Source organism: Amycolatopsis ponsaeliensis, assembly GCF_030182635.1.
In the GTDB taxonomy this organism is placed as follows: domain Bacteria; phylum Actinomycetota; class Actinomycetes; order Mycobacteriales; family Pseudonocardiaceae; genus Amycolatopsis; species Amycolatopsis ponsaeliensis.
In genome coordinates this window covers 154742-178014 of the sequence record NZ_JAPZLD010000022.1, presented here as the reverse complement: position 1 = coordinate 178014, position 23273 = coordinate 154742, and the positions used below count along the sequence as shown (strand labels likewise).

Sequence of the window (23273 nt, the reverse complement as noted above, 5' to 3'; positions counted from 1 at the left end):
GGGGCGCCGCCCCCCCCCCCCGGCCTTGGCGGCGGCGGCCCGGGTCGAGGGTGGGGACACCCAACTCCGCCCCGGCCCGGGGGGGCGGGGGGGCGCCGGGGGTGCGGCGCACCCCGGGAGGTTCAACCGGCGAGGGAGATGGTCACCGTGTTCGCGCTCGCGGTGACCGTGTGCGTGGCGGAGTTGTAGGTGCCGCCGCTCACCGAGTTCACACCGATCGTGAAGAACACCGGCAGCTGGATGGACACCGCGCCGCCGGGCGGGTTGCCCGACAGCGTCACGGTGACGACCCGGGCGCCGTTGGAGCCGCTGACCGCGAGGGAGACCCCGTAGGTGGACCGGCTGCCGGAGGCGACGTCGTAGGTGTTCGTCAGGTTGCCCACCGAGATCGTCTGACCGGGTGTGAGCCAGGCGTTCGGCACGCCGCGTCCGAGGTAGAGCGGCCGGGTGAAGGTGTACGGCCCGGAGCCGGTCGACGCCAGGCCTTCCGCCACCAGGGACTCGAGCAGACCCTGCTGCTGCCCGGCGATCGGCCACGCGTAGGGGCACGCGCCGAACTGCGGGCCCGCGTGGCTGCCGATCCACGGGTTGGCCGGGTTCGGTCCGCTGCCGTTGGCCTCCCACCAGGCGTTCGGGCCGCCGGTGGTGGTCTTCAGCTGCCACGCGTAGCTGGTGATCGGCAGGTCCCGGTAGGTGTTCGAGAACAGCCCGTCCGAGGAGTACGACGTGTTGTACGCCGTCGAGTACCCGTTGAACGCCCCGAACGTCGGGAACGGGTAGCCGTTGCCCGAGAGCCGGTTGAAGCCCCACTGGTACATGCGGTCGATCTGGCCGGGGTCACCCATGATCCCGGTCAGGGCGCCGCCGGACAGCATCGTCGACCACTGGTTCTGGCCCACCCAGCCCGGGGACGCCCAGTTGGCGTCGTTGAAGGTGGTGCAGCGGTTGGCGCTGTTCGGCTTGTCCACCTCACACGGGAGATAGCTGAACCCGTTCGTGGACTGGTTGCGGCCCACCACGGTGTTCAAGGCGTTCAGCAACGAGGTGTACGCGCCGTCCGCCCACGTCGCCTCGCTCGTCTGACCGAGTTTCGTCGCGATGTACTTGTACGACGCCAGCATCTGCAACGCCGAGAAGTTGCTGAACAGCCAGCGCCCGGTCGAGTCGTTGTCGAAGTTGGCTCGCAGCGTGCCGTCCGAGGCGAGCTGGGCCGGGTACTTGACGCGGGCGATCGTGTACAGGCTGGGCCCCCACGAGCTGGGATCGTCGTGGAAGTACTGGCCGACGAACGCCGTGTCGTTCGTCTTCGCCAGGTACGTCGCCCAGGTGCCCATCGTCTTCCAGACGCCGTCCCAGTACCAGTTGGCGCCGACCTCGTCCCAGTTGTCCTGTTCGGAGATCCGGGCGGTGAGCAGCAGGTTCCGCGCGTCCCGGAAGTCGCCGGTCTCGAACTTGGCGGTCAGTTCGCCGGGCACGTCGTGGTTGAGGATCCAGTTGTAGTTGTTGGCCCCGGAGAACTGCGCCTGGCCCACCTGCATGATCAGGTTGTAGATCGTGCCGGCCTTGTAGGCGTTGGCCATCGCGGTGCCGGGGTTCGCCAGGTTGCCGGTGTTGGGCAGCGTCGTGTTCGGCAGGCTGAAGGTGTTCGTCTCGGCCAGCCGCGCGTTCCAGTACGACGCCATCTGGCTGTAGGCGGTGTCGTAGTTCGGCGCGTTCGAGGACAGTGTCGAGCCGGTCGGCAACGCGGCACCGCTGCCGAAGTTGTCGACCGCCACCACGAAGTCGTGGTTGCTCGTCTGCCCCGCTGCGACGGTGTCCAAACCGGACGACGTCAGCCGGACCAGGTTGGGACCCGAGCCGCCCGGCGGGACGGTCACCGAGGCCGAGCCGTTGTTCTTGATCGACACCCGCGTGTACACGAGCATGAACGCGCTGCCGTTGACGGTGACCTTGGCGGCGAAGTTCTTGATCGTGATCCCGACGCTGCCGGAGGTACGGCTCGTCGTCATCGCCGGGAGGTAGCCGTTGTCCTCCGTCCACTGCACCGACTGCGCGCCCGGGTTCCCGCCGTAGGTGTAGGCGCTGAACGAATACATCCCGCCGCACAGTCCGTTGTACGTCGTGGGCACACCGCGGGCGAAGAACGAGCCGGACAGGTACGTCGAGACCGGCCAGTAGTTGCCGTCCCAGCCGATCGCCGTGGTGTTCTGGAAACCCTGACCGTACGGGTCGTTCGGGGTCTGGAAGTTCGTCCCGTACGACCGCGGCAGGCCGGAGTTCTTGCACGCGTTCGGCGCGAGGTTCGGGATGCCCTGATAGGCATCGGACGTGCCCGGGGTGAAACCCGGCAGGCGCCACGCGGTGCTCGAGCCCGAGCACGGCAGCTGGACGAGCGCGTTGTTCGCCGGGACGACACACTTGCCCGAGCTGACGGCGACGACCGTGAAGATGTTCGTGCCCACCGACTGCAGCCGGAACTGCTGGTTGGTGCCCGAGTGGCACGCGTACTGGATCACCGCGGCGTTGTCCGAAGTGGACGCGCCGGAGATGTCCACACAGCTGCCGGCCGTGAACGTGCCGATCGTGTAGGCGTCCCCGGACGCCGGGGTGAAGGTGAACGACTGGCCGGCGCCGGATGTGCACGCCGCCTGGGTCAGCTGGACGGCGCTGCCGGAACCGGGCACGGTGGCGCAGCTCCCGTTCGCCGGGTTGACCATCGTGCTGGTGAACGTGGCCGCGGCGCTCGCCGGAACCACCAGGGCGCCGGCGACCACCACCAAGGCCGCAGTGAGCAAGGTTGGACGTCTCATCGGGTTTCTCCCAGCTCAGAAGAGGAAGGAGCCGTACGGGCCGTTGAGGATCGCGGTCTTCTGGCTCTGGCTGAAGTGTGTGTTCGGGTAGTCGTAGAACGACGCCGACATCGGCGTCCCGTCGGTCGAGGTCGAGTCCGGCAGGCCGAAGGCGTGGCCGAGCTCGTGCACCATGCCGCCGTACCAGCGATTCATCGGGCCGCCCAGGCCGGCCGCGCCGTCGGCGTCGTGCTGGCAGAGGATCACCCAGCCGCCGCCCCCGCCGCCGCCCGCGCCCTGGCCCTCGGCGATGACCTCGCCGACGTTGATCCACCTGCTGTCGGGCGCGTGCACGTCGAACCGGCGCAGCAGCTCCTGCTGCATGTTGAAGACGGCCCACCAGTAGCGGTCGCTGCCGTTGGGCGTGTTCTCGTACCAGCTCTTGACGTGCTCGCCGGTGACGACCTGCACCACCGGGTCGGCGAGCCGGAAGGTCTTGCCCAGCTCTTGCCCGTAGTACCGCTGGGCTTCGCGCAGCACGTTCGCGATGCCGTCCGGGTAGCGCTGGTCGTAGGCCACGTCGGACGGCCGCAGCAGCCACACCCGTACGGTCTTCTCCGCCGGGTTCTGGGTCCCGCCGGTCGGGTAGCCTGCCAGCCGCCACGCGCTCGCCGTGGCGCACGGAAGCTGGACGAGCACGGTGTTCACCGGAGTGACGCACTTGCCCGAGCCGACCGCGACGAGGGTGAACGCGGTGCCCACGGCCTGGAGCCGGAACTGCTGGTTCGTCCCGGAGTGGCAGGCGTACTGGATCACCGCGGCATTGTCCGAAGTGGACGCGCCGGAGATGTCCACACAGCTGCCGGACGTGAACGTGCCGATGGTGTAGACGTCACCGGACACCGGAGTGAAGGTGAACCGCTGCCCCGCGCCGGAGGCGCAGGTGGACCGGGTCAGCTGAACCGCGCTGTTCCCGTTGGGCACGGTGGCACAGTTTCCGCTGGCCTGGTCGACCATCGTGCTGGTGAATGCGGTCGCGGCATGGGCCGTGCTCACGGAGAGCAGGCCCGCCACGAGACAGACCAGCACGGTGAGCGCCGGCCGTGTCATGCCCCGCAGATGCCGAAACACAGGACGCGTCATCGGGTCCTCGCAATCTTCGGTTGTTAGCGCTAACAGGATTGGCCGGGCGCGCTCCCGTGTGCCGATCCGTGGTGCCAGGTCAACCGGAATCAGTCGAGCTCGGCGCAACCGGTGTCGCAGGCGAAGAACGACACCTCTTTGGCCGGCCGGATCACGCCATAGCCCGCGTGCGAACTGACGAACGTCGAAATCGAGCCGAGGTCGGCGTCGACTCCAAGGCGTCGCAGGTGAACGTCGAGGAGGAAAATTCGGAAACCGGTTGCCGAATCAAGTTAGGCCCTTCTTCGCGAGCTCGTCAAGCGCCCATTCCGCCGCAGAACCGGTGTTGCGTGTGGTCGTCGCACGAAGCCGGAGGTACTTGGGCCACCCTGCTCACGGAAACTTTCGGCAACTCTCGGAAAGGTCGCCTGTGCCGGACGGAGTGCGCGGAACGGCCGGGACGTGCAGCGCACGATCTCGTCCCCGGCCGAGCACAGCGAGCAGCACATCAGGCTCGCCCAGCTCGACGAGGACGCCGCGTCAATCCGCGGCGACCAGGACCACCGGGCGCTGCTCGACGCCTTCAGCGCCCGCGACGACGACAAGGCCAAGCAGGTCATCGCCCGCCACCTGACCAGGACCGCGCTGACCGTGATGGCCGACATCGCACCCGAGCGGGAGCCGATCACCGCGCGCACCGCGCTACTCCCCCCGGTCGCCACCGGTTGCGCTGCCGACACCTTGCCCAAAGGAGTCGAAAAGTCCGTTTTGTTCGGTATGGTGACAGCATTGCCGCGCTCCGTTACCCGCCGATCACGCGAGGTCGCTGGAGACGATCAGAAAGGGCACCTGATGAGCCTGTTCGACATGATCAAGGACAAGGCCGCCGAGCTGCTGGGCGGCGCGAGCGAGAAGGTCAGCGACCTGACCGGCGTCGATTTGCCGGTCAGCGAGGCTGTCGACGGGGTTGCGCAGTCCGCCGCCGAGGTGACCGAGTCCGGGCAGAACATCGTCGACACGGCGAGCGCGCAGGGGATGGACGTCCTCGGCGCCACGGACACGATCGATCCGAACCCCCGCTGAGCCATCGCCGCCGCGCCGGGTGATCGAAGACTTCTGTATCACCAGGCGAGACCGGCAACACCTGGTCTCTCCGAATCGAGGTTCCCGGGCGTGCTCAGCCACACGCGACCCTGGCGACCATGACAACGGACTGGCGGCTGCGTGGACGAATTCGCCGGATTCAGGCTTTGCGGGCCGTGATCTTGGGTAGGTTCGCTTGCGCGGGCCCGGTTGTTCCCTCCCCCTCGACGACCGGGCCCGCGCTCGAAGCCGGTGACACCCCCTGGCGCACAACCACCGCGGCAGTGCGCAGCCTTGCCGCGACGTCCTCCGCTTGCGCGTTCACGGAGTGATGCCGACTCCGCCATAGCCGAGTCGAATCGCCATTCCCGCCGGGTGCAGCCGGGGTCCGTCGGGCCACCAGTCCTGCACGGGAGCCAAGCCGGGGTCGAGGAGGTCGCAGCCGTCGAACAGCCGCTGCAACTCGGGAACGGTGCGACAGCGGACACGCCGGCCGGAGTGAGTGTGCCAGATCTGCTCAATGGTCCGCGGCAGGCCGCCGTCGTCGACCGGCTCGGCCCAGCCGCTGAGCGCGAGCACTGACCCCGGGGCCAGCAGGGCGCGGTATCCGGCGAGTGCGGCGCTCAGGCGGTGATCGTCGAGTTCGTGCTGGACGCCGCGGGTCATCAGCACCGCGACCGGGCGACGGAGGTCCAATGCAGAGCACAGCTGCTCGCTGTCGAGCAGCCGGTGCGGATCAAGGTGATCGCCGTGCACGATATGGGTGCCGTCGTTGTCGTCCAGCAGTGCGCGGGAGTAGCTGAGCAGCACCGGGTTGGTGTTGGTGTAGACGACTTTCGCGTCGCGGTTGTACCGCTGTGCGACCTCATGGGTGTTCTCGCGAGCGCGTGGCAGGCCCGCGGCGAGGTCGAGGAACTGGTCGATGCCCCGGCCGGCGAGATGCCGGACGACCCGGACGTGCCACGCGCGGGTCGCGCGCAGCAGCTCGGTGAAGCCGGGTGCCGCGTCCTCCAGCGCTGCCAACGCCTCACGGTCGAGAACGTAGTTGTCGGTACCGCCGAGCGCGGCGTCGTGGATCCGCGCCGGCGAGGCGACCGGAAGCTGCCACGTCCGGGCGGTGAACAGGCCAGGAGGTGGTGCGAGTGTCATGCCGCGCCTCCGGCACCTGGTGGGGAACAGAACAAGGCCGCATCGGCTGGCAGCCTAACAACTTCGGTAACACCTGTGACCACTTCGGCCGCGACACGAAAGAATGATTAACGACCGCTCGACTTCTACTGTCAGTGGATGTCGAACCGGAGGCGCGCCAAGAAGCCGGAGCTCTGCGGCCGTCCGGGGCTCCGCCTGCTACTGATCGTTGGCACTTTGGGGGAAGACAGCAGGAATTCGTGCGCACCACGAGCCCTTCCGGCAGTCCCGCCGCCATTGCGTGGCGTTGGCGACCGGTACGCCGCGACGTTGCCCAGTCCCGAAAATGCGGTGCCTACCAGCCCCACCGCGACGCTTGGCCACCGTCGTCCGGTCCTTTCTGGACGGCGCGCAGAAAAGTGAACGCGGGGAGCGGACCGACAAACCTGCAGTCCACATCCACCGCGGCGATGGCAGCGACCGCCTCCTGAACCGAGAGCAAATCCTCCTCTCGTACGAGAAGCGCCCGGCGTTCCTCCAAGTGGTCCTGGTCATCCAGGGCTTTGACTTCGCACACGTACCGCTCCAGAGGCTTCAGCAGGTCGTCGGTACGCGCTTGCCGCCAGCTCACGAGGCGCCGCGCGATCGCTTCACCCGCTTTGATCCGATCGGTCAGGCCGGCACCGGCGCGGCCCTTCCAGCCCGTCGGATCATCCGGGACGGCCCACAGGGCCGTCTCCTCGTCGAACCGCAAGTACACGTGCGCTTCAGCGAATCCGTCGAGGCGCTCGAGCTCGGCTCTCAGGTGGCGGGCGAGGGGACGGAGGACCTCCGCCCGGGCGGACTCGTCGTCCTCGGCGACGGTTCCCCAGCGCAGCGGCACCACTGGTCCCTGCCGCACCAGCCCGGACAGCGTCAGGAGGTGTTGCGTGGCATCGTGCGGAGTCACGTCCCGGTCCACTGGCAGCGGGCTGACCACCAGCGCGAGATCTTCCCAGACGAGAAGCCTGGCCGCGTCGGGCTGGTCCGGGCCGGGCAACGGATGCCCGGCCCGGACGACACCGTGCAGGTTCAGTCTCATCGCTCGCCTTCGCCGGCGCCGGATGGCGCCGGGGTGGCCTGGGCGAAACCGGGCGTGACGACCGCCTGCTGCGCGAAACCGACGGGGATGGGAGTGGCCACCGGCAGCAGGCCGTAGGTCCCGGCGATTCCTTGGGTGCCCGGCGCGGGCACGGTGCCCGGCGGGAGGGCCTGCCGCTGCGCCTCGATGCGCTGCATCGCTTCGAGGTATCGGATGTAGGTGTCGACACTGGCGATCACGATCTTGGCCTCGATGGTCAGGATCTCGATGCCGATCACCGAGACCCGGATCGTCGCGTCGATGACGAGCCCTTTGTCCAGCAAGATGTTCAGAGTTTCGGCAAGACCACCGGTGGTGGGGGCGGGAGCACTCACGATTGGATCCTCTCGGATTGCTTGACGTGTGCCGCATCGGCTTTCCGCTCCGGGACGTCCAGGACGGCGCGGAGTTCTTCGAACTGTCGTCGCAAGGACAGCAACCCCTGGCCGAGCCGCTCGACCTCGACCTCGGTCAGGCTTCCGGACGCCATCCGCCTCAGTGCTTGCCGCTCGAGCAACTCCGCGACGACTTCGAGTACCGCGAGGACGAGCCGCCCCAGCCCTTGCCCGGTGTCGGCGCTTATCCGCCTCGGTGTGTCCACAGTGGAACTCCTACTGGGCGATCTCGTCGACCGCGGCGAGCAGGAGCCGCAGATCGAGCCGGATCAGGTCGACTCCCGCCAGTGTGATGATCACGTCCCCGTTCACCACGGCACCCCGGGCCACCACGCGGTCCAGCAGATCCACCAAGCTGGTCAGGCCGGCACCCTCGGTCGGAAACGAAGGCAGATCGTTCACCGCTGCACCTCCAGCTGCGCCGGGGCGAACGAATAGGGCGGCCACGGGCCGGTCGTCCGCGCGGTCATCCCGACGGTGGCGAGGTCGCCTTCGAGTCGCCGGATCCGACTGTGGAACGTCTCCTCCTGATCTTGGCGAACCAGGTAGGCGGCGTCGAAGAAGGCATGGGGCTGTTCCCGCTGTACGGCGTCCGTCGAGCACTGTCGCAACAACTCGTGCCAGGCGTTCACCGCATCGCGCGCAAGCGCTTTCGCGTGCTGACCATCGTCCAGTTGCCGGGCCCGCAACGCGAGGTACTCGGTACCCGAGATTCCATCAAGAGGAACCTCCCGGATCGACTCCGGCTTCGGCTCCGGCTCCGGCCGGACAACGCGCACACCCCATTCGCGGTGGCCATCGACACGCGCGAGCCACTCCGCCAGTTCGGTCCGGCGTTCCTCGAGCAGGTGAAGCGCCGCGCGCTCGTCACGTACCACCGTGCCGAACCTGAGGGGCAAGGCCGGGCAGTCGTGGAAGATCGCGCGGATCACCGCGTCGTGCTGACGGGCGAGCATCGCGAGCCGGCTGTCCGGAGCGACGGTGTCCGTTGGACCGGCCTCGTGCTCCAAGCCGGCGAAGGCCGCGAGATCGACCTGGGCGACCAGGATGGCGAGGTTCTCGTGCGCGATCAGGCGCACCGCCGGGACGACGTCGGATCCGGCGACGTTCTCCGGCACCTGGGCGTGCGACCACGTGATGGCGTAGGCGCAGAGACCCGGACGAGGCTGCGGGATATCCGGCCCGAGCGCTGAGCCGGACCGGGGACCGGCGGCCCCGGCGAGGATGGCGTCGGCCAGCCGGCGCGTGAGTACCGCCGTCGCCTGGTCCTTCGCTGCCCGCAGAGCCGTTTCCCACACTTCCGGCGCGTGGCGCTGCGCCAGCGACGCCACTTCCGCATCGAACTCGGCGCCGGCGGTCACGAGCCCTCTCCCCGGCGAACGGGTTCAGCCGTCGGCTCGGAACCGGCCGCGGTCAACGCGGTCTCGAGCTGCAACACACGGGCGCGAAGTTCCTCCAGTTCCCTTGCCGGCCGAGCTTCGGCAGTCAGGACGTCGGCGCGCCTCGCACCAGGCGAGAAGAAGGGATCGTTCGTCCACCAGTCCATCCCCATCTCACGTGCTGTCTGCGCGGAGGCGATGAAGAGCCTGAGCCGCAGCGTGAGCAGTTCGATGTCGACGACGTTCACGGCGATGTCGCCGACGATCACCACACCCTTGTCCAGCACGCGTTCCAGCACATCGGCAAGCGAACTCGACTGACTGTCCACCTGAAACAACTCCTGCTCTTCGCTACAGATCGGTGGTGCCGCGGGTAAATCGGCGAATTCGCTCGTAGGAGACGAGTTCGCCGGCGCTGTCGACATCGACCCGGTAGGTGCCGATGACGCTCGTGGTAGCAGGTATTCGTTCCAGCTCGACGACGTCTATGAGCACGGACCAGCCTCGCTCGGCGGTCTGGCGCGCTCCTGTCACGCCGTCCGGCTGCCGGCCGGTGATCGCCGTGAAAACCTCTGTGGCAGCACGGATAGCACGAGCAGCGGTCAACGCGGACGTCGTCGGGGGAACAGCGGGCGTGGGTTCCGGAGGCGGGTTCTGCGGGAAATCCGAGGTTCCCGATGATGGCACAGTCATCGCTGGTAGGCATCCGAGGCGAGCGCGGCGGCGTTACAGCGGATCCGGCGACCGCCGGACTCCCGCGGAGTCGCGATGACAGCTGTTCACGGATCCCTGGGGAGTTCGGATCATCGCAGAGCGCCACCCGGCGCAGCTGGCGATGGGCCAACAAGATGGTTGCACTGTCAAATCGCTCAAAGTAACGAGACGATAACGCTTGCCTCCGCGGACCGGAAACCACCGTGGAGACCCACCCGGGAGTCGAACCCGGACCGTCCGGCTTTGCAAGCCGGCGCACGACCGTCGTGAAGTGGGCCGATGAACCAGTGGAAGACGAGGGGGTCGAACCCTCCCCGGCGATCGTGCAAGGATCACCTGCGCTCCGGCGCGTCTCCCGAACCGACCGAGTACCCCCACCAGGATTCGAACCTGGACTGAACGCGTTCTGAGCGCGTTGCCTCTTCCGTTGGGCTACAGGGGCAAAACAAAAAGCACCGGCGGGCGGAATCGAACCTCCGGCACGCCGATAAAAGAAACAACGAAAAAGCCGCCCGGTTCGGTTTCCCGAGGGGCGGCTCCCTGACCTGACTTTCCCGTCACGGCGGGGAGCTTGCGCCACCCAGCAGGCAGGCGAGCCACGCGCACGGCAAACATGCGAGGGTTCCCGCCGCCCGCGCCTGCGTGCTCGTCATGACTTGCTCCCGCCGAAGTTCCGAGGTGATGTCCATTCATCATGCACCCGCCCGGCACCGCCGTCAATCATTTATCTCCGGCGCATTCACCGCCGGAAACGAATCGATCGGCGGCTTTCGCGATGACCACCGCTCAGCCGGCGGCGTTCTGCATCCCCGAGGACAACAGCTCCCGCAGCGCGTCCGACAGCGACGCGAACATCGGGAGCACCGCCGCCAGTCCCGTGATCCGGAACAGCCGCGCCAGGGTGCGGCTGTTCGCCACCACGACCAGCCGCCCGCCCTCCTGGTCCGCGAGCTCCGCGGCCGCCGCCAGGGCGCGGGCGCCGGCCAGGCCGACGAACGCCACCTTCGACAGGTTCACCACCGTCGTCCCCGGTGGGGGCTCCGCCAGCTCGCGCTGCAGGATCGGCAGGGTCAGGGTGTCGATCTCGCCGGCGAAGGTCAGCACCAGCAGACCGGGGCGGTACTCCGTCCGGCGCGCCACGAGGGGCGCGGACCGGGTGGGGACCGGGAACGTGGGGGACACGGTTTCGGCAGGCCTTCCGCGCCGGCGCGGGGCCGGCGTCGCAGCGGGGTGATCAACGTCGGGATCTTGGTACCCAAACCTCCGGAACGGAAACGCCCTCTTTCACCGTGGACACCTGCCGATCGTGTCCGCACACGACCCGAACGGGCGGTTTGCCGCCCGCCCGGGCCGGGGTAGCCGGTATTCGCCAACCGAGGAGGCGCCATGGACCGGCGGTACCCGTGATGTTCAGCGAAGTCGTGGTGGTCGGGCAGATCGCCCGTGACCTGGTGCTCGAGGCCCCGGACGAGCCGGCGGAGCTGCTCGGCGGGCAGGGCGCCAACCAGGCCCTGGCGCTGAGCCAACTCGGCGTGACGGTCTCGCTGGTCGGCGTCGTCGGGCAGGACGCCGCCGGTGACGCGCTGCGTGCCCGCGCCCGGGCCGATCGGATCGGCACCACGCACGTGGTCCGCCGGCCGGGCACCGAGACGGCGGTGATCGTCGACGTCGTCGACGACGAGGGCCGCCGCCGGTACCTCGAGCACATCCCGGACGCGACCCTGGTGACCGAGACCGACGTGGTCGCCGCGGCCGCCCCGATCTCGGCCGCCGCATCCCTCATCGTCCAGCTGCGCCAGCCCGCCCCGACGGCCCTGCTGGCGGCCCGGCTCGCGCGCACGGCGGGCACGCGGGTCGTCCTGGACGGCGCTCCGGGCCGCGACGCCGCCGGCCTGCTCGCGCTCGCCGACGTCGTGCGGGCCGACGGCCACGAGGCTGAGCTGCTGACCGGGCAGCCGGTGGACGACGTCGCCAGTGCGGCCCGCGCCGCGGCGGACCTGCGGCGGCGCGGGCCCTCGGTGGTCGTGCTCGAGGTGGCCGGGCAGGGGCACCTGTTCGCCGGGCCCGGCCAGGCGTGGTTCGTGCCGCACGTCGAGACCGAGGTGGTCGACCCGGCCGGAGCCGGGGACGCACTGGTCGCGACCCTGACCGCGGCGCTGACCCGCCGCCGCCCGCTGGAGACGGCGGCCTGCCTGGCGGTCGCGGCCGCCGCGGCGACGACCGAGCACACGGGCGGGCGGCCGCACCTGTCGCGTCCCGTCCTGGACCGGCTGCAGCCGCGGCGGCTCGAGACCGTCGACGCCTGAGCGGGTCCGCCGGGGTTTACTCGTTCCGGTTCGCCGTCGCGAGCCACAGGACGCCGGCGGCGGTCAGCGCGATGCCCACGACCGTCCACCACGACCACCAGCCGAAGAACGCGACCACCAGCCCGACGGCGAGCAGCACGCCCCCGCCGGTGTCGGCGTTCCCGGCCCGTGAGAATCCCCCGGCGAGGGCCATCAGCCCATCCTCCCGTCGACGGCGGCCACGATCAGCGCGGCGCAGTTGCGCACCGCCAGGCCGCGCTCCTGCGCCATCGAGATCAGCGCCGCCTGCGCGGCCGCGCCCGTCATGCCTTGGGCCACCAGGACTTTCAGCGCCGTGGCCACGACGTCGGTGGCGGGCGGGCGCGGGGTGCGGACGGGCATCGGACGACCTCCGGCTCGGGCAGAGCGGCAACGAACGCGACCGGATACCCCGCCGCTCCCGGTTTCACACCGCTTCACTCAACCCGGCCGGGTGATATCCGTTCAACTCCCGTCGAGCCCTACCGCGGCCCCTCAGTCCCGGACGAGCCACACCGCCGCGTCCACCGGCAGCCGGCCGCCCTCGATCGGCACGCTCGCCAGCAGCACCCGCGAGCCCTCCGGCAGCTCGCACGGCTCCGCCGACAGGTTCACCACGCAGCCGAACCCCGGCTCCCGCGCGAAGGACAGCACCCCGGGAGCCGACGGCGACCACGTCAACGTCCCGTCCCCCAGTGCCGGGTGCGCCCGGCGGGCGGCGAGAGCCGCCCGGTACAGCCGGAGCATCGAACCCGGGTCGGCCGCCTGGGCCTCGGCCGTCGCCGTGCGCCAGTGGGCCGGCTGCGGCAGCCACGGGCGAGTCCCCTCGGCCGTGAACCCGAACGGCGGTGCCGTCCCCGACCACGGCAGCGGTACCCGGCAGCCGTCGCGGCCGCGGCGGGTGTGGCCGGACCGCTCCCACGTCGGGTCGGCGAGCACGGCTTCGGGCAGGTCCTCGACCTCCTCCAGGCCCAGCTCCTCGCCCTGGTAGAGGTACGCCCCGCCGGGCAGGGCGAGCATCAGCAGCAGCGCCGCCCGGGCCCGGCGCCGACCCAGCGCGAGATCGCCGCCGGGCGCGAACCGCGTCACGTGCCGGACGACGTCGTGGTTGGACAGCACCCACGTCGCGGGCGCGCCGACCGCCTCCAGCGCGGCGAGCGTCCGGTCGATCACCTCGCGCAGCGCGTCCGCGTCCCAGGCGCAGCGGAGGAAGTCGAAGTTGAACGCCGTGTGCAGCTCGTCCGGGCGCACGTACCGCGCGAGGCGGTCCGGCCGGTCGACCCACGCCTCCGCGACGAACACCCGGTCCGGGCCGAACTCCCCCGCGATCTTGCGCCACGAGCGGTAGATCTCGTGCACGCCGTCGAGGTCCCAGTGCGGGTGTGAGCTGCGGTCGGGCGGCTGCGCGATCTCCTCGTCCTCGGCGCCGAGGTCGGGGAACGCCGGGTCCTTGAGCAGGCCGTGGGCGACGTCGATGCGCACGCCGTCGACGCCGCGGGCGAACCAGAACCGCAGCAGGTCCTCGAACTCCGCGCGGACCGCCGCGTCGTCCCAGTTGAGGTCGGGCTGTTCGGGGGCGAACAGGTGCAGGTACCACTCGCCGTCGGCCACCCGCGTCCACGCCGGCCCGCCGAAGACGCTGCGCCAGTCGGTGGGCGGCAGCTCGCCGTCCGCGCCACGGCCCGGCCGGAAGTGGTACCGCGCGCGTTCGGGCCCGCCGGCGAGCGCGGCGCGGAACCACGGGTGGCGGTCGGAGGTGTGGTTCGGCACGACGTCGATGAGCAGCCGCAGGCCGGCCCGGTGCGCCTCGGCGACCAGGTCGAGCACGTCGGCGTCGGTGCCGAACAGCGGATCGGGGGTCCGGTGGTCCTCGACGTCGTAGCCGCCGTCGACCATCGGCGAGCGGTACCACGGCGTGGTCCACACCGCGTCGACGCCGAGGTCGGCCAGGTGGCCCAGGCGCGAGCGCAGGCCCGCGAGATCCCCGGTGCCGTCCCCGTCCGCGTCGGCGAAGCTGCGTACGTAAACCTCGTAGACCACGGCGTCGCGCCACCAGTTCGCGGAGTCCATGACACCCGAGTATCTACGCTGGAGCCGTGAGCGACGCGTGGAAGTGGGATCCGTCCCTCTATTCGGGCAGTGCCGGGTACTACGCGCGGGGCCGCGCCGGCTATCCCCCGCAGCTCGCCGCGGCCTTCGCGGCCGAGCTGGAGCTGGACGGATCGGGACGCCTGCTCGACGTCGGCTGCGGGCCCGGCTCGCTCACGCTGCTGCTGGCCGGCTCGTTCGACGAAGCGGTCGGGCTCGACGCCGACGCGGACATGCTCGGCGAAGCGGACCGGCTGGCCACCGAGGCGGGGATCGGGAACTGCCGCTGGGTGCACCGGCGCGCGGAGGAGCTGCCCGCCGGGCTCGGCCGGTTCCGGCTGGTCACCTTCGCGCAGTCGTTCCACTGGCTCGACCGGGAGCGGGTGGCCGCCGCGGTGCGCGGCATGCTGGCGCCCGGCGGCGCCTGCGCCCACGTCCACGCGACGACGCACGAAGGCATCGAGAGCTCAGTGCCGCACCCGGAGATCACGGAGCTGGTCCGGTCGTACCTCGGGTCGGTGCGACGCGCCGGGCAAGGCACCCTCCCGGACGGCACGGCCGGCGGCGAGACGGAGATCTACCGCGCCGCGGGGCTCCGCGGGCCGCGACGGTTCGAGGTCGCGGGCCGGGACGTCACCCGCACCGCCGACGACGTCGTCGCCGCGGTCTTCTCCCTGTCCAGCGCGGCACCGCACCTGTTCGGCGACCGCCGCGCGGAGTTCGAGGCCGACCTGCGCGCGGTGCTGCACCGGGCGAGCCCGGCCGGCACGTTCACCGAGCGGCTGCGCGAGATCGCCGTCGACCTCTGGCGGCCGTGACGTCCACTGTGGACGGCTACCAGGGGTTGTTGTCGTAACCGTCGTCGTCGGCCTCCGCCGCGCGCGACCGGCGGGCGCGGCGAGGGGCATCGTCGCGGGCCGCGTGCCGCGGTTCCGCCGCCGGCGCGAACGGCGACCCCGCCCCCGGCTCGCCGCCGAAAGCGTCCGCGTCGAAGGCCGAGGGCGGTTCCGTGGTGCCCCGGTCGGTGCTCCAGCCCGACTTCGTCTTGCGCTGCGCCATTTCGCGCACGTGCTGGACGTAGCGTTCGGCCGCCTGCACCTGCTTGGTCATGTACTCCTGGGACTGGGCCTTGATCTCCTCGCCCCGCTGCTCGCGCAGGACGCGCCGCTCGGACTGTTCGCGGACGAGGCCGTCCAGCTCGGCCTTCATCGCGTCGATCTCGCTCATGCGTGCTCCTACCAGGTCCGCGCGGACGGCGGGTCATCGTCGTCGTTGAGGGAGCCGATGATCCGGCGGCCGGGCTCACCGAGGTTGTCGAAGACGGCGCCTTCGATCCGGTAGGCCGACGACCGGCGTTCGGTGTCCCCGCCCCCGCCGCCGTGGGCACCGCCGCCCATGGCACCCATGCCGCCCATCCCGGACATCGGCTGGCCGCCGCCGGGTCCGGCGGACGCACCGGCCGGGGCGAACGCGGCCGCGGGCTGGGCCTGCGTGGCACCGACGCCGCTGTGGACGCCACCGGACATCGGCGTCTCGCCGAGACCGGACGCGCTGCCCGCACCGCCCGGGTCGAGACCGGCCGCCGAGAGGCCGGACCCGCCGTGCGAACCGCCGCCGATGCCGGCCGGCGAACCACCGCCGTGGCCGCTGCCCCCGCCGCCGTCGTGCGCCCCGGGGCCGTCACTGCCGTGCGAGGCGAGGTCGTCGAGGGTGCCGCGGTGGTTCGGCAGGTCGTCGAGCTTCTTGTCGGGGGTGTCGCCGAGGACGTCGGAGGGCTTGTCGTCCTCGCCGAGGGTGTAGGTCGTCGGGGTGCCGCTGCCGTCGTCGACGGTGACGACGGTCGGGCCGTCCGGGCCGTCGGGCCGCTCGGCGGTGATCTTGAGGTCGCCGTCCTCGATGTGGATCTTGCCGTCGGGGCCCGGGCAGTACGTGTCGTCGGTCCCTTGTGGACCGTCGGCGTCCTTGGACCAGTCGAGCTTGAAGTCCTTGGCGGCGTCGGACCCGTCGCCGACCTTGATGTCCATCTTCCCGTCGGAGTCGGGTTCGGTCATCTCGAAGGTCTTGTCACCCTGCTTGACCTTGAGGGTGTCGGGGGTGTCGTCGCCGTCCGGCTTGCCGTCGCCGTCCTTGTCGTCGCCGAGCAGGCCGTCGGGCTTGCCGTCACCATCCTTGTCCTCGCCCAGCGGGTTGTCGGGCTTGCCGTCGCCGTCCTTGTCCTCGCCGAGCAGGCTGTCCGGTTTACCGTCGCCGTCCTTGTCGGCGCCCAGCGGGTTGTCCGGCTTGCCGTCGCCGTCCTTGTCCGCACCGGGCTCGCCGGAGCCGGTGTCACCGAGACCCGCGCCGTCGCCGGAGTCCGTCTTGATTCCTTCGCCGCTGAACTCCTTCAGCGCGTCGGCCGCCTTCTGTTTCGCTTCTTCCGCGGCCTGCTCGGCGGCGGCCTTGCCGTCGTCGCCGGAACCACCCGAACCGGAGCCGCCGCCCGAACCGGAGCCCGAACCCGAGCCGCCGCCCAGACCTGACCCGGAGCCGGAGCCGGAACCAGAACCGCTGCCTTCGTCACCGCCGAGCCCACTGCCGGCGCCCGATCCGGCACCGTCACCGGACTCGGTCTGGATTCCAGGGCCGCTGAACTGGCTCAGCGCGTCCGCGGCCTTCTTCTTGGCCGCTTCGGCGGCCGCGGCCGCCTCCGCCTGGCCACTCTCGGACGGCGACGGCACCGAGGACGGCGAGGTGCCGTCAGAACCGGAACCAGAACCAGAACCGCCACCCGAGCCGAGGCCGGAACCCCCGCCCTCGCCGGAGGGCGTGGACAGATCGGGGATCGACGGCATCGAGCCGCCACCGCCTGCTCCCGACCCGGAACCCGAACCCGAGCCGCCGCCCGACCCGGACCCGCCGCCGGAGACGTCCGGGATCGACGGCACCGGACCACCGCCGCCGCCCCCGGAACCACTGCCCGAACCACTGCCGGAGCCGCCGCCGGCGCCGCTGGGCAGGTCAGTACCGGAGCCCCCGGATCCCGCCCCACCGCCGGGCACGCCGGAGCCGGAGCTGCCGTCGGGAATCGACGGCACCGGGCCGCCACCCCCGCCGGCCCCCGAGCCGCCGGAACCGGATCCCGAACCCGAGCCACCCGAACCGGAACCGGAACCCGAGCCCGAACCGGATCCGCCGGCACCCGACCCGCTGCCCGAACCCGAGCCGCCGGGGCCACCGCCCGCGCCCCCGGTGGTGCCGGGGCCACCGGGCGCACCCGTGCCGGATCCGCCCGGCATGCTCACGCCCTCGAACTCGTTCTTGACCTTGCCCATGACCTTGTCGAGCGCGTCGTACGCCTGGTCGACGAGGTCCTTGGTGTCCTTGCAGGTCTTCGCGAAGCCCTGGTAGAGCCGATCCCACATGTCGGGGTTGAACTGGTTCTGGATCCACTGCTTGGCCAGGTCCTGGCCGTGCTTCTTGATCTCGTCGCCGTCGCAGCAGCCCTGGTCGTTGAGCGTCTTGACCAGGTTGGTGCCGAAGTTGAGGTCCATCCAGCCCGCGATCTGGGCGAGGTCCTGCTCGTTGCCGTGCTCGCCGCTGGCGACCGCGATGACCTTCTGCGCCATCGTGTAGTCGGCCTTGCCGACCAGGTCGGTGTACATGCCGATGACGGCGTCGGCCTTGCCCTTGCACAGCTGGAACACCGTGGTCGCGGTGGTCAGCGTCGCTTCGCCCACGTCGCCGAGCGTCTGCGACAGCTTCGCCGCTTTCGGCTGGATCTTGTCGTTGTAGGTGTCGGACGCGGCGTCCGCGCCCGCACCGCTCCACGATTTGTACAGGCTCCCGAGCTGGGAACCGGTGTCCTCCAGCGTGCGGTCGACCGTCTCGGAGCCGGTCTTGAAGTGCGCGGCGTCCTGGACGAAGTTCGCGAAGCTGATCCCGCGCTGCTCGTCGAACGGCGCGCGGATGTCCTTGTCGAGGTCGATGGCGCGCGTGTTGCCACGGCAGTCGGCCGGGATCTTGGCCAGCAGCGACCCGAAGGTCTCGAACAGCTTCAGCGCGGGCGCGGCGGCGTCGAAGATCTCGTCGGACGTCTTCGTGCCGCTGGCGTCACCGCCGTTCTCGCCGGCCGCGGGCGGCTTCGTGTCGTTGAGCTTGGTCTTGCCGTCGTCGACGGCCTTCTTCTCCTGGTCTTCGTTGTAGGAGTTCTGGTCGCCGCTCGACTTGGCCTTGTCGTAGGCCTCGTCCACCGACTGCCCGGCGAACAGCGGGTTCGCGTTGTAAGCGCCGGCGTACTTCTCGGCTTCCTGCCGCTTCTGCTTGATGTCGTCCGGTTCCTGGTCGGCCAGGAACGGCGGCGGAGGCGGGTTCTCCCGCAGCCAGCTGCTGATCAGCGCGCTCTTCTGCCCGGCGGGGACGCTCGGGTCGTCCAGGATCGCCTTGACGTCGGACCACTTCTTCTTGTCGGCCATCAGAGCGAGCCCCCGGCGTTGGTGATGGCGCCGGACTGGTTGTCCTCGTTGGCGCTGTAGCTCGACCCGGCGGTGCCGAGGTTGGTGCCGAACGAGCCGAGCGTGGTGCTGTAGCCGGAGACCGCGGCCCACAGGGCCTGCGCGCCGGCGGTGTACTTCGCCGCGTGGGCGTTGTGCGCCCGACCGAAGCCCTCCGCGGTCACCTGCGGGGTCTCCAGGTCCGGATTGTCGTCCAGCAGGTGCTCCGCCAGGTCCCCGATGGTCTTGGACGCCGTCGACAACGCTTCCGTCGTCGCGGTGTACCCCCCGCCGCTCATTTCAGCGCCTCTCCTCAGATCCTGCAGTTCCCAGAGCTTCCGCGAGCACGTCCGCCACGGACGCCACGTCGGTGAACCGGTCGAGCTGGTCCAGATCGATCGTCACGCCGTAATAGACCTCCAGCGCCGCCAGGAGCTTGATCCGGCCCTTCGAGTCGATGCCCAGCTCTTCCAGGGGAGCGTCGGGCTCGACGAGGGCCGGGTCGAGCCGGAAGGTGTCGGAGACGACCTTCGTGACCTCGGCGCGGTGATCACCCACGGACGTCACCATAACGTGCCTTGGCCGCCGACCGGGCGACCTTGCCACTCGATGTGCGCGGAAGTCCGCCGGAAGGGACCAGATGTACCGCACGGAGGGTGAGATCGTGCTCGCGTGACACCGCGCGCAGCACCGCGCGGGTCACCTCTTTGAGATCCGCGTCAGCGTCGCGCACCCACTCCGCCACCACCATCGCACCCTCGCCGTCCTCGTCGGCGACGCCGAACGCGGCGACGCGGTCACGGCGGACCGCGGGGTGGGCCTCGCCCGCCGCCGCCTCGATGTCCTGCGGGTGGAAGTTGCGGCCGTCGACGACGATGAGGTCCTTGAGCCGGCCGGTGACGTACAGGTCGCCGCGGTGCACGACGCCGAGGTCGCCGGTGCGCAGCCAGCCGCCGAGGCCGTCGAGCGTGGCGTCGAACGCGGCCGAGTCGCCCCGGCCCCAGTACCCGGTCGCGACGTTCGAGCCGTGGATCCAGATCTCGCCGACGGCGTCCTCGGGCTGCTCGTGTCCCTCGTGGACGATCCGGACGAGCTGCCCGACCGGACGGCCGACGGACACGAGTTCCGGTCCATCGACGGTTTCGACGGCCCGGCCCTGCGCGAGGGCTTCGCGATCGAACTTCGCGCCGCGCGGTCCTTCTTCCCCCGCGCTCGCGACGTAGACGGTGGCTTCGGCGAGCCCGTACGACGGCCGGTACGCCTCGCGCCGGAAGCCGTGCGGCCCGAAGACCTCGAGGAAGCGTTCGACCGTGCGCGGGCGGACGGGTTCGGCGCCGTTGAGCGCGACCCGCACGTCCGAAAGGTCGAGATCGTCCCCGGGGCCGGCGTCGGCGGCGAGGTCGTAGGCGAAGTTCGGCGCGGCGGTGAACACCGCCGGGTAGTCCGCCATCTGCCGCAGCCACCGCCGCGGCCGGTGCACGAACTCGGCCGGGGCCATGAACACCGCGCGGCCGCCGGCGAAGACCGGCAGGCACAGCAGCTGGATCAGGCCCATGTCGTGGAAGAACGGGATCCAGCCCGCGCAGGTCGTGCCTTCGTCGACGCCGTAGGCCCGGCTGCCCTGCCAGCACGCGGCGACGATGGCCCGGTGCGGGATCACCGCACCGGCCGGCTCCCGCGTCGACCCGGACGTGTACTGCAGGTACGCCGGGCTTTCCGGCGCGACCGGCACCGGATCGGCACCCGGCCCGGTCAGCTCGTCGGCCACCAGCAGCTCGCCGGGCGCCCCGAACTCGCGGACCCGCGCCGCCGCGGCCGACGACGTCAGCCACACCCGCGCGCCGGAGTCGGCCAGGACCCCGCCGAGCCGCTCGGCCTGCGCGCGGCTGCCCGGCGGCATCAGCGGGACGGCGATCATGCCGGCCGCCAGGACGCCGAAGAACGCGAGCGGGTAGGCCAGCTCCTGCCCGGCGAGGACGGCGACCCGCTCCCCCGGCTCGGCGACCTGGCGCAGCTCGCCCGCGACCACGCTGACGCGGGCGGCGAACTCCGCCCACGTCAGCGTGTGCTCGGCGGCGTGCGTGTGGTCCTGGTGAGTGAACAGCGGGCGCGCGTCGTCCGCGCGGGCGAACAGCCGGTCCACGATCGAGGCGCGCAGCACCTCGCCGGGCACGGTCTCGGGCGGACGGGGCACGCAGCGCAACCTACTGGACGGCCCAGAGCCCGCTCAGCTCGGCCACGTCCACGACGGTGGCGGTGCGGGGGAACAGCGTGCCGGTCAGGAACTCGTGCGTCTCCCGCTCGCGGTCGGCGCAGGCGTCGCGCAGGACGACGATCCGGTAGTCGCGGTCCATCGCCTCGCGGACGGTGCTCAGCACCACGCCGCTGGTGCTGATCCCGGCGAGGACGAGCGTCGTGATCCCGCGCTTCTCCAGCTGCTGCTCGAGGTCCGTGGTGGTGAACGCGCCGACGCGGATCTTGCGCACGAGGACGTCGTCGGGCCGCGGCGCGAGCCGGGGGTGGATCTGCGTTCCCGGGGCGTCGGCGCGCATCGCCGCCCGGACCTGGTCGGAGGCCGCGAACGCGGCGAACATGCTCGTCTCGGGGATCGCGGCGAACTCGGCGTCTTCGAACGCGACGCGCACCCAGCCGACGTGGCCGCCGCGGGCGCGGACGTCGTCGACCACGCCGGCGACGCGGTCGAGCAGGGGCTCGGTGCCGGGCAGCTGCCCGACGATCCCCTCCTGGTAGTCCATCACGAGCAGCGCCGTGCGGTTCGGGTCCAGGGTGGTGTTCCGGTCAGGCATCGGTCTCGTCTTTCTCGGGTCGGGTGGTGCTTCGGGACAGGGAACGGTCGAACACGGTGAAGAGCAGGAACACGACGCCGATGCCGAGGAGCACCAGCGCGAGATCGTGCAGCCCGCCGGTGTCGGCGACCGGGCCGTAGAGGGCGCCCTGCAGCGCGGAGGAGACGATCGCGCCGAGGTAGCCGAACGTGCGCAGCAGCCCGGCCGACGCGCCGATGTCGTCGGGATTCGCCTGGCGGTACACGGAGTTCTGCAGCGCGAGGCTGTTCAGCCCCTGCGGCACCCCGGCCACGAGCGCGACGACCACGAGCAGCCAGACGGCGGCCGAGGAGTCCAGGGTCAGCAGCAGCGCGCACCCGGCGAGCTGCCCGAACGCGGCGACGGCCAGCTTGCCGCGGACCGCTTCGCGACGTCCGGTGAGCAGCGACACGAGGATCCCGGTCGCGAACAGCGGCAGGGTGGCCAGACCGGCCTCGCTGGCCGACAGGCCGCGGCCGTGTTCGAGCCATTGCGTGTAGCCGTAAAGGAAGCTGTACGCGACGACGTAGGCCAGCAGCGCCCGGCCGTAGGTGCGCAGCAGCGGGCCGTTGCGGCCGAGCAGCCGCAGGTCGATGAACGGGTCGGCGTGGGTCAGCTCGCGCACGGTGAAGGCCGCGGCACCCGCGACGGCGATCGCGAGCAGGTACCAGTCCCCCGCGCCCGGGTGCATCAGGAAGAGCAGCAGCGAGACGAGCGTGCCGGCGAAGAGCGCCATGCCGGGGAAGTCGAGGTCGAACGAGCCCTTGGACTCGGGCTTCGCCGTCTTGGGGAACCGGCGGGCGCCGAGGACGAAGGCGACCAGGGCGATGGGGATGTTGAGGGCGAAGGTCGCGCGCCAGCCGCCGACGCCGATGAGCAGGCCGCCCAGCGCCGGGCCGACGACGGAGATCGTCTGGGTCGAGATCGCCAGCACCGTGAGCACGGACGCGGGACTGTCCCGCCCGGTGCGGTCGCTCTCGTCGCGGATCAGCCGCATCGCCGCGGGGTAGCCGGCGCACGTGCCGAAGCCGAGGACGACCCGCGCGACGATCAGCCAGGCCAGGTTCGGCGCGAGGGTGCCGAGCACCCCCGCCAGCCCGACCAGCGCGGTCGCCGGGAGGAACACGCGCCGCGGGCCGTACCGGTCGATCAGCCGCCCGGCCACCGGCTGCCCGACCGCGGTGGCCAGGTACAGCGCGGAGATCAGCCACGCGGTCGCCGACGCCGGCTGCCCGAACGCGACACCGATCGGCACCAGCGCGACCGCGATGATCGTCGAGTTGACCGGGTTGAGCACCGCGCCCGAAATCAGCGGCGCGAACAGCTTCCGGTCGAACCCGTCGCGCGTCCGCTCCCGTGTCGTCATGGTTCGACGACGCGGCCGAGCAGGGCCAGCGCCTCGTTGACCACGGCCAGCTCGTCCTCGGTGAGCCGCTGCGCGAGGGCACGGGCCAGCCACTCCTGCCGCGAAGCGCGGGCGCCCTGGCCGTACGCCCGCCCCTCGGGCGTGAAGAAGATCAGCTGACGGCGGCCGTCTTCCGGGTCGTCCTCGCGGCGGACCAGGCCGAGCTTCTCCAGCGCGGCCACCGTCGCCGCCATCGACTGCGGGCGTACCCGCTCCGCGCCGGCCAGCACGCTCGCCGTGGCCGGCTCCATCTTCGCGAGCCGGGCGAGCGCCGAGGCCTGCGCGGAGGTCAGGTCGCCGACCGCCGTCGCGTCCATCATCTGCCGCCGCAACCGGCCGACGAGCACGCGCAACGTCTGCGCGGCCGCGACCGCCGCGGCGGGAACCGTTTTCGAGCCCATATCGACAGCCTAGACTTATCAGTTGACCCTG

Annotated in this window: 25 protein-coding genes and 2 tRNA genes; 3 read left to right on the top strand and 24 right to left on the bottom strand. The window is 71.0% G+C overall.

What is annotated here, in order from left to right:
- Positions 1 to 122: 122 nt before the first annotated feature.
- Both QQ657_RS30470 and QQ657_RS30465 read right to left on the bottom strand, forming a co-directional pair.
- Positions 123 to 2810 (bottom strand): RICIN domain-containing protein, encoded by a 2688-nt coding sequence (locus QQ657_RS30470; RefSeq protein ID WP_284745702.1) that lies wholly within the window; start codon positions 2808 to 2810, stop codon positions 123 to 125.
- A 15-nt stretch (positions 2811 to 2825) separates the two neighbouring features.
- On the bottom strand, positions 2826 to 3899 hold the full coding sequence (locus tag QQ657_RS30465; RefSeq protein ID WP_284745701.1) for an RICIN domain-containing protein: 1074 nt from the start codon (positions 3897 to 3899) through the stop codon (positions 2826 to 2828).
- A gap of 474 nt (positions 3900 to 4373) precedes the next feature.
- On the opposite strand from QQ657_RS30465, the gene QQ657_RS30460 reads away from it, so the two are divergent.
- Positions 4374 to 4994: a GntR family transcriptional regulator gene (locus QQ657_RS30460; protein ID WP_284745700.1), complete on the top strand. Its 621-nt coding sequence runs from the start codon at positions 4374 to 4376 to the stop codon at positions 4992 to 4994.
- 321 nt (positions 4995 to 5315) lie between these two features.
- Here QQ657_RS30460 and QQ657_RS30455 read toward each other — a convergent pair whose 3' ends face one another.
- The 11 genes from QQ657_RS30455 to QQ657_RS30405 all read right to left on the bottom strand — a co-directional run bounded on the left by QQ657_RS30455 (position 5316) and on the right by QQ657_RS30405 (position 10912).
- Positions 5316 to 6143 (bottom strand): SAM-dependent methyltransferase, encoded by an 828-nt coding sequence (locus QQ657_RS30455; RefSeq protein ID WP_284745699.1) that lies wholly within the window; start codon positions 6141 to 6143, stop codon positions 5316 to 5318.
- A 334-nt stretch (positions 6144 to 6477) separates the two neighbouring features.
- On the bottom strand, positions 6478 to 7203 hold the full coding sequence (locus QQ657_RS30450) for a GvpL/GvpF family gas vesicle protein (RefSeq protein WP_284745698.1): 726 nt from the start codon (positions 7201 to 7203) through the stop codon (positions 6478 to 6480).
- Positions 7200 to 7577 carry a gas vesicle protein GvpJ gene (gvpJ, locus tag QQ657_RS30445; protein WP_284745697.1) on the bottom strand — a complete coding sequence of 126 codons (378 nt, stop codon included), beginning with the start codon at positions 7575 to 7577 and terminating at the stop codon, positions 7200 to 7202. The genes QQ657_RS30450 and gvpJ (QQ657_RS30445) overlap by 4 nt, the downstream gene beginning before the upstream one ends.
- Positions 7574 to 7843 (bottom strand): gas vesicle protein K, encoded by a 270-nt coding sequence (locus QQ657_RS30440; RefSeq protein WP_284745696.1) that lies wholly within the window; start codon positions 7841 to 7843, stop codon positions 7574 to 7576. Before QQ657_RS30440 ends, gvpJ (QQ657_RS30445) begins: the two co-directional genes overlap by 4 nt.
- 10 nt (positions 7844 to 7853) lie before the next feature.
- The gene (gene gvpJ, locus QQ657_RS30435; RefSeq protein WP_284745695.1) at positions 7854 to 8039 is read right to left on the bottom strand and encodes a gas vesicle protein GvpJ; all 186 of its coding nucleotides are present in this window, start codon (positions 8037 to 8039) and stop codon (positions 7854 to 7856) included.
- Positions 8036 to 8998: a GvpL/GvpF family gas vesicle protein gene (locus QQ657_RS30430; protein WP_284745694.1), complete on the bottom strand. Its 963-nt coding sequence runs from the start codon at positions 8996 to 8998 to the stop codon at positions 8036 to 8038. The genes gvpJ (QQ657_RS30435) and QQ657_RS30430 overlap by 4 nt, the downstream gene beginning before the upstream one ends.
- Entirely contained in the window at positions 8995 to 9345 is a 351-nt protein-coding gene (locus tag QQ657_RS30425) for a gas vesicle protein (RefSeq protein WP_284745693.1), read from the bottom strand. The genes QQ657_RS30430 and QQ657_RS30425 overlap by 4 nt, the downstream gene beginning before the upstream one ends.
- 22 nt (positions 9346 to 9367) lie before the next feature.
- Positions 9368 to 9622 (bottom strand): gas vesicle protein GvpO, encoded by a 255-nt coding sequence (gene gvpO, locus QQ657_RS30420; protein ID WP_434056794.1) that lies wholly within the window; start codon positions 9620 to 9622, stop codon positions 9368 to 9370.
- A gap of 312 nt (positions 9623 to 9934) precedes the next feature.
- Positions 9935 to 10008 (bottom strand) — tRNA-Cys (locus tag QQ657_RS30415).
- A gap of 91 nt (positions 10009 to 10099) precedes the next feature.
- Positions 10100 to 10172 (bottom strand) — tRNA-Leu (locus QQ657_RS30410).
- Between the two features lie 344 nt (positions 10173 to 10516).
- Positions 10517 to 10912 carry an anti-sigma factor antagonist gene (locus QQ657_RS30405; protein ID WP_284745691.1) on the bottom strand — a complete coding sequence of 132 codons (396 nt, stop codon included), beginning with the start codon at positions 10910 to 10912 and terminating at the stop codon, positions 10517 to 10519.
- A gap of 224 nt (positions 10913 to 11136) precedes the next feature.
- Between QQ657_RS30405 and QQ657_RS30400 the strand changes: the two genes are divergently transcribed.
- Entirely contained in the window at positions 11137 to 12036 is a 900-nt protein-coding gene (locus QQ657_RS30400) for a PfkB family carbohydrate kinase (RefSeq protein WP_284745690.1), read from the top strand.
- Between the two features lie 16 nt (positions 12037 to 12052).
- Here QQ657_RS30400 and QQ657_RS30395 read toward each other — a convergent pair whose 3' ends face one another.
- From QQ657_RS30395 to QQ657_RS30385, 3 genes are all read right to left on the bottom strand, one after another.
- Positions 12053 to 12229, bottom strand: a complete 177-nt coding sequence (locus QQ657_RS30395) for a hypothetical protein (protein WP_284745689.1) — start codon at positions 12227 to 12229, stop codon at positions 12053 to 12055.
- The gene (locus tag QQ657_RS30390) at positions 12229 to 12417 is read right to left on the bottom strand and encodes a hypothetical protein (protein ID WP_284745688.1); all 189 of its coding nucleotides are present in this window, start codon (positions 12415 to 12417) and stop codon (positions 12229 to 12231) included. The genes QQ657_RS30395 and QQ657_RS30390 overlap by 1 nt, the downstream gene beginning before the upstream one ends.
- A gap of 132 nt (positions 12418 to 12549) precedes the next feature.
- A complete protein-coding gene (locus QQ657_RS30385; protein ID WP_284745687.1) occupies positions 12550 to 14124 on the bottom strand; it encodes a glycoside hydrolase family 13 protein in 1575 nt (524 codons plus the stop codon).
- Between the two features lie 26 nt (positions 14125 to 14150).
- Between QQ657_RS30385 and QQ657_RS30380 the strand changes: the two genes are divergently transcribed.
- Entirely contained in the window at positions 14151 to 14960 is an 810-nt protein-coding gene (locus QQ657_RS30380) for a class I SAM-dependent methyltransferase (protein WP_284745686.1), read from the top strand.
- A 16-nt stretch (positions 14961 to 14976) separates the two neighbouring features.
- On the opposite strand, the gene QQ657_RS30375 is transcribed toward QQ657_RS30380, so the two are convergent.
- From QQ657_RS30375 to QQ657_RS30340, 8 genes are read right to left on the bottom strand one after another with little or no spacing between them, the layout of a single operon-like run.
- A complete protein-coding gene (locus tag QQ657_RS30375) occupies positions 14977 to 15369 on the bottom strand; it encodes a hypothetical protein (RefSeq protein WP_284745685.1) in 393 nt (130 codons plus the stop codon).
- Between the two features lie 8 nt (positions 15370 to 15377).
- Positions 15378 to 18593 (bottom strand): WXG100 family type VII secretion target, encoded by a 3216-nt coding sequence (locus QQ657_RS30370; protein WP_284745684.1) that lies wholly within the window; start codon positions 18591 to 18593, stop codon positions 15378 to 15380.
- Complete coding sequence (locus QQ657_RS30365) at positions 18593 to 18910, bottom strand: hypothetical protein (protein ID WP_284745683.1); 318 nt, start codon at positions 18908 to 18910, stop codon at positions 18593 to 18595. The genes QQ657_RS30370 and QQ657_RS30365 overlap by 1 nt, the downstream gene beginning before the upstream one ends.
- 1 nt (position 18911) lies before the next feature.
- On the bottom strand, positions 18912 to 19169 hold the full coding sequence (locus QQ657_RS30360) for an acyl carrier protein (RefSeq protein WP_284745682.1): 258 nt from the start codon (positions 19167 to 19169) through the stop codon (positions 18912 to 18914).
- Entirely contained in the window at positions 19162 to 20805 is a 1644-nt protein-coding gene (locus QQ657_RS30355; RefSeq protein ID WP_284745681.1) for a fatty acyl-AMP ligase, read from the bottom strand. The genes QQ657_RS30360 and QQ657_RS30355 overlap by 8 nt, the downstream gene beginning before the upstream one ends.
- 10 nt (positions 20806 to 20815) lie before the next feature.
- A complete protein-coding gene (locus tag QQ657_RS30350; protein WP_284745680.1) occupies positions 20816 to 21418 on the bottom strand; it encodes a cysteine hydrolase family protein in 603 nt (200 codons plus the stop codon).
- Positions 21411 to 22802 (bottom strand): MFS transporter, encoded by a 1392-nt coding sequence (locus tag QQ657_RS30345; protein ID WP_284745679.1) that lies wholly within the window; start codon positions 22800 to 22802, stop codon positions 21411 to 21413. Before QQ657_RS30345 ends, QQ657_RS30350 begins: the two co-directional genes overlap by 8 nt.
- The gene (locus QQ657_RS30340) at positions 22799 to 23242 is read right to left on the bottom strand and encodes a MarR family winged helix-turn-helix transcriptional regulator (protein ID WP_284745678.1); all 444 of its coding nucleotides are present in this window, start codon (positions 23240 to 23242) and stop codon (positions 22799 to 22801) included. The genes QQ657_RS30345 and QQ657_RS30340 overlap by 4 nt, the downstream gene beginning before the upstream one ends.
- Positions 23243 to 23273: the final 31 nt, after the last annotated feature.

Excerpts from the sequence above, each read along its gene's own strand:
- QQ657_RS30385 (WP_284745687.1), bottom strand. The coding sequence starts at position 14,124 with ATGGACTCCGCGAACTGGTGGCGCGACGCCGTGGTCTACGAGGTTTAC.
- QQ657_RS30365 (WP_284745683.1), bottom strand. The coding sequence starts at position 18,910 with ATGAGCGGCGGGGGGTACACCGCGACGACGGAAGCGTTGTCGACGGCG.
- QQ657_RS30450 (WP_284745698.1), bottom strand. The coding sequence starts at position 7,203 with ATGAGACTGAACCTGCACGGTGTCGTCCGGGCCGGGCATCCGTTGCCC.
- QQ657_RS30470 (WP_284745702.1), bottom strand. The coding sequence starts at position 2,810 with ATGAGACGTCCAACCTTGCTCACTGCGGCCTTGGTGGTGGTCGCCGGC.
- QQ657_RS30340 (WP_284745678.1), bottom strand. The coding sequence starts at position 23,242 with ATGGGCTCGAAAACGGTTCCCGCCGCGGCGGTCGCGGCCGCGCAGACG.
- QQ657_RS30395 (WP_284745689.1), bottom strand. The coding sequence starts at position 12,229 with ATGGCCCTCGCCGGGGGATTCTCACGGGCCGGGAACGCCGACACCGGC.
- QQ657_RS30455 (WP_284745699.1), bottom strand. The coding sequence starts at position 6,143 with ATGACACTCGCACCACCTCCTGGCCTGTTCACCGCCCGGACGTGGCAG.
- QQ657_RS30390 (WP_284745688.1), bottom strand. The coding sequence starts at position 12,417 with ATGCCCGTCCGCACCCCGCGCCCGCCCGCCACCGACGTCGTGGCCACG.
- QQ657_RS30350 (WP_284745680.1), bottom strand. The coding sequence starts at position 21,418 with ATGCCTGACCGGAACACCACCCTGGACCCGAACCGCACGGCGCTGCTC.
- QQ657_RS30465 (WP_284745701.1), bottom strand. The coding sequence starts at position 3,899 with ATGACACGGCCGGCGCTCACCGTGCTGGTCTGTCTCGTGGCGGGCCTG.
- QQ657_RS30375 (WP_284745685.1), bottom strand. The coding sequence starts at position 15,369 with ATGAGCGAGATCGACGCGATGAAGGCCGAGCTGGACGGCCTCGTCCGC.
- QQ657_RS30370 (WP_284745684.1), bottom strand. The coding sequence starts at position 18,593 with ATGGCCGACAAGAAGAAGTGGTCCGACGTCAAGGCGATCCTGGACGAC.
- QQ657_RS30345 (WP_284745679.1), bottom strand. The coding sequence starts at position 22,802 with ATGACGACACGGGAGCGGACGCGCGACGGGTTCGACCGGAAGCTGTTC.
- QQ657_RS30400 (WP_284745690.1), top strand. The coding sequence starts at position 11,137 with ATGTTCAGCGAAGTCGTGGTGGTCGGGCAGATCGCCCGTGACCTGGTG.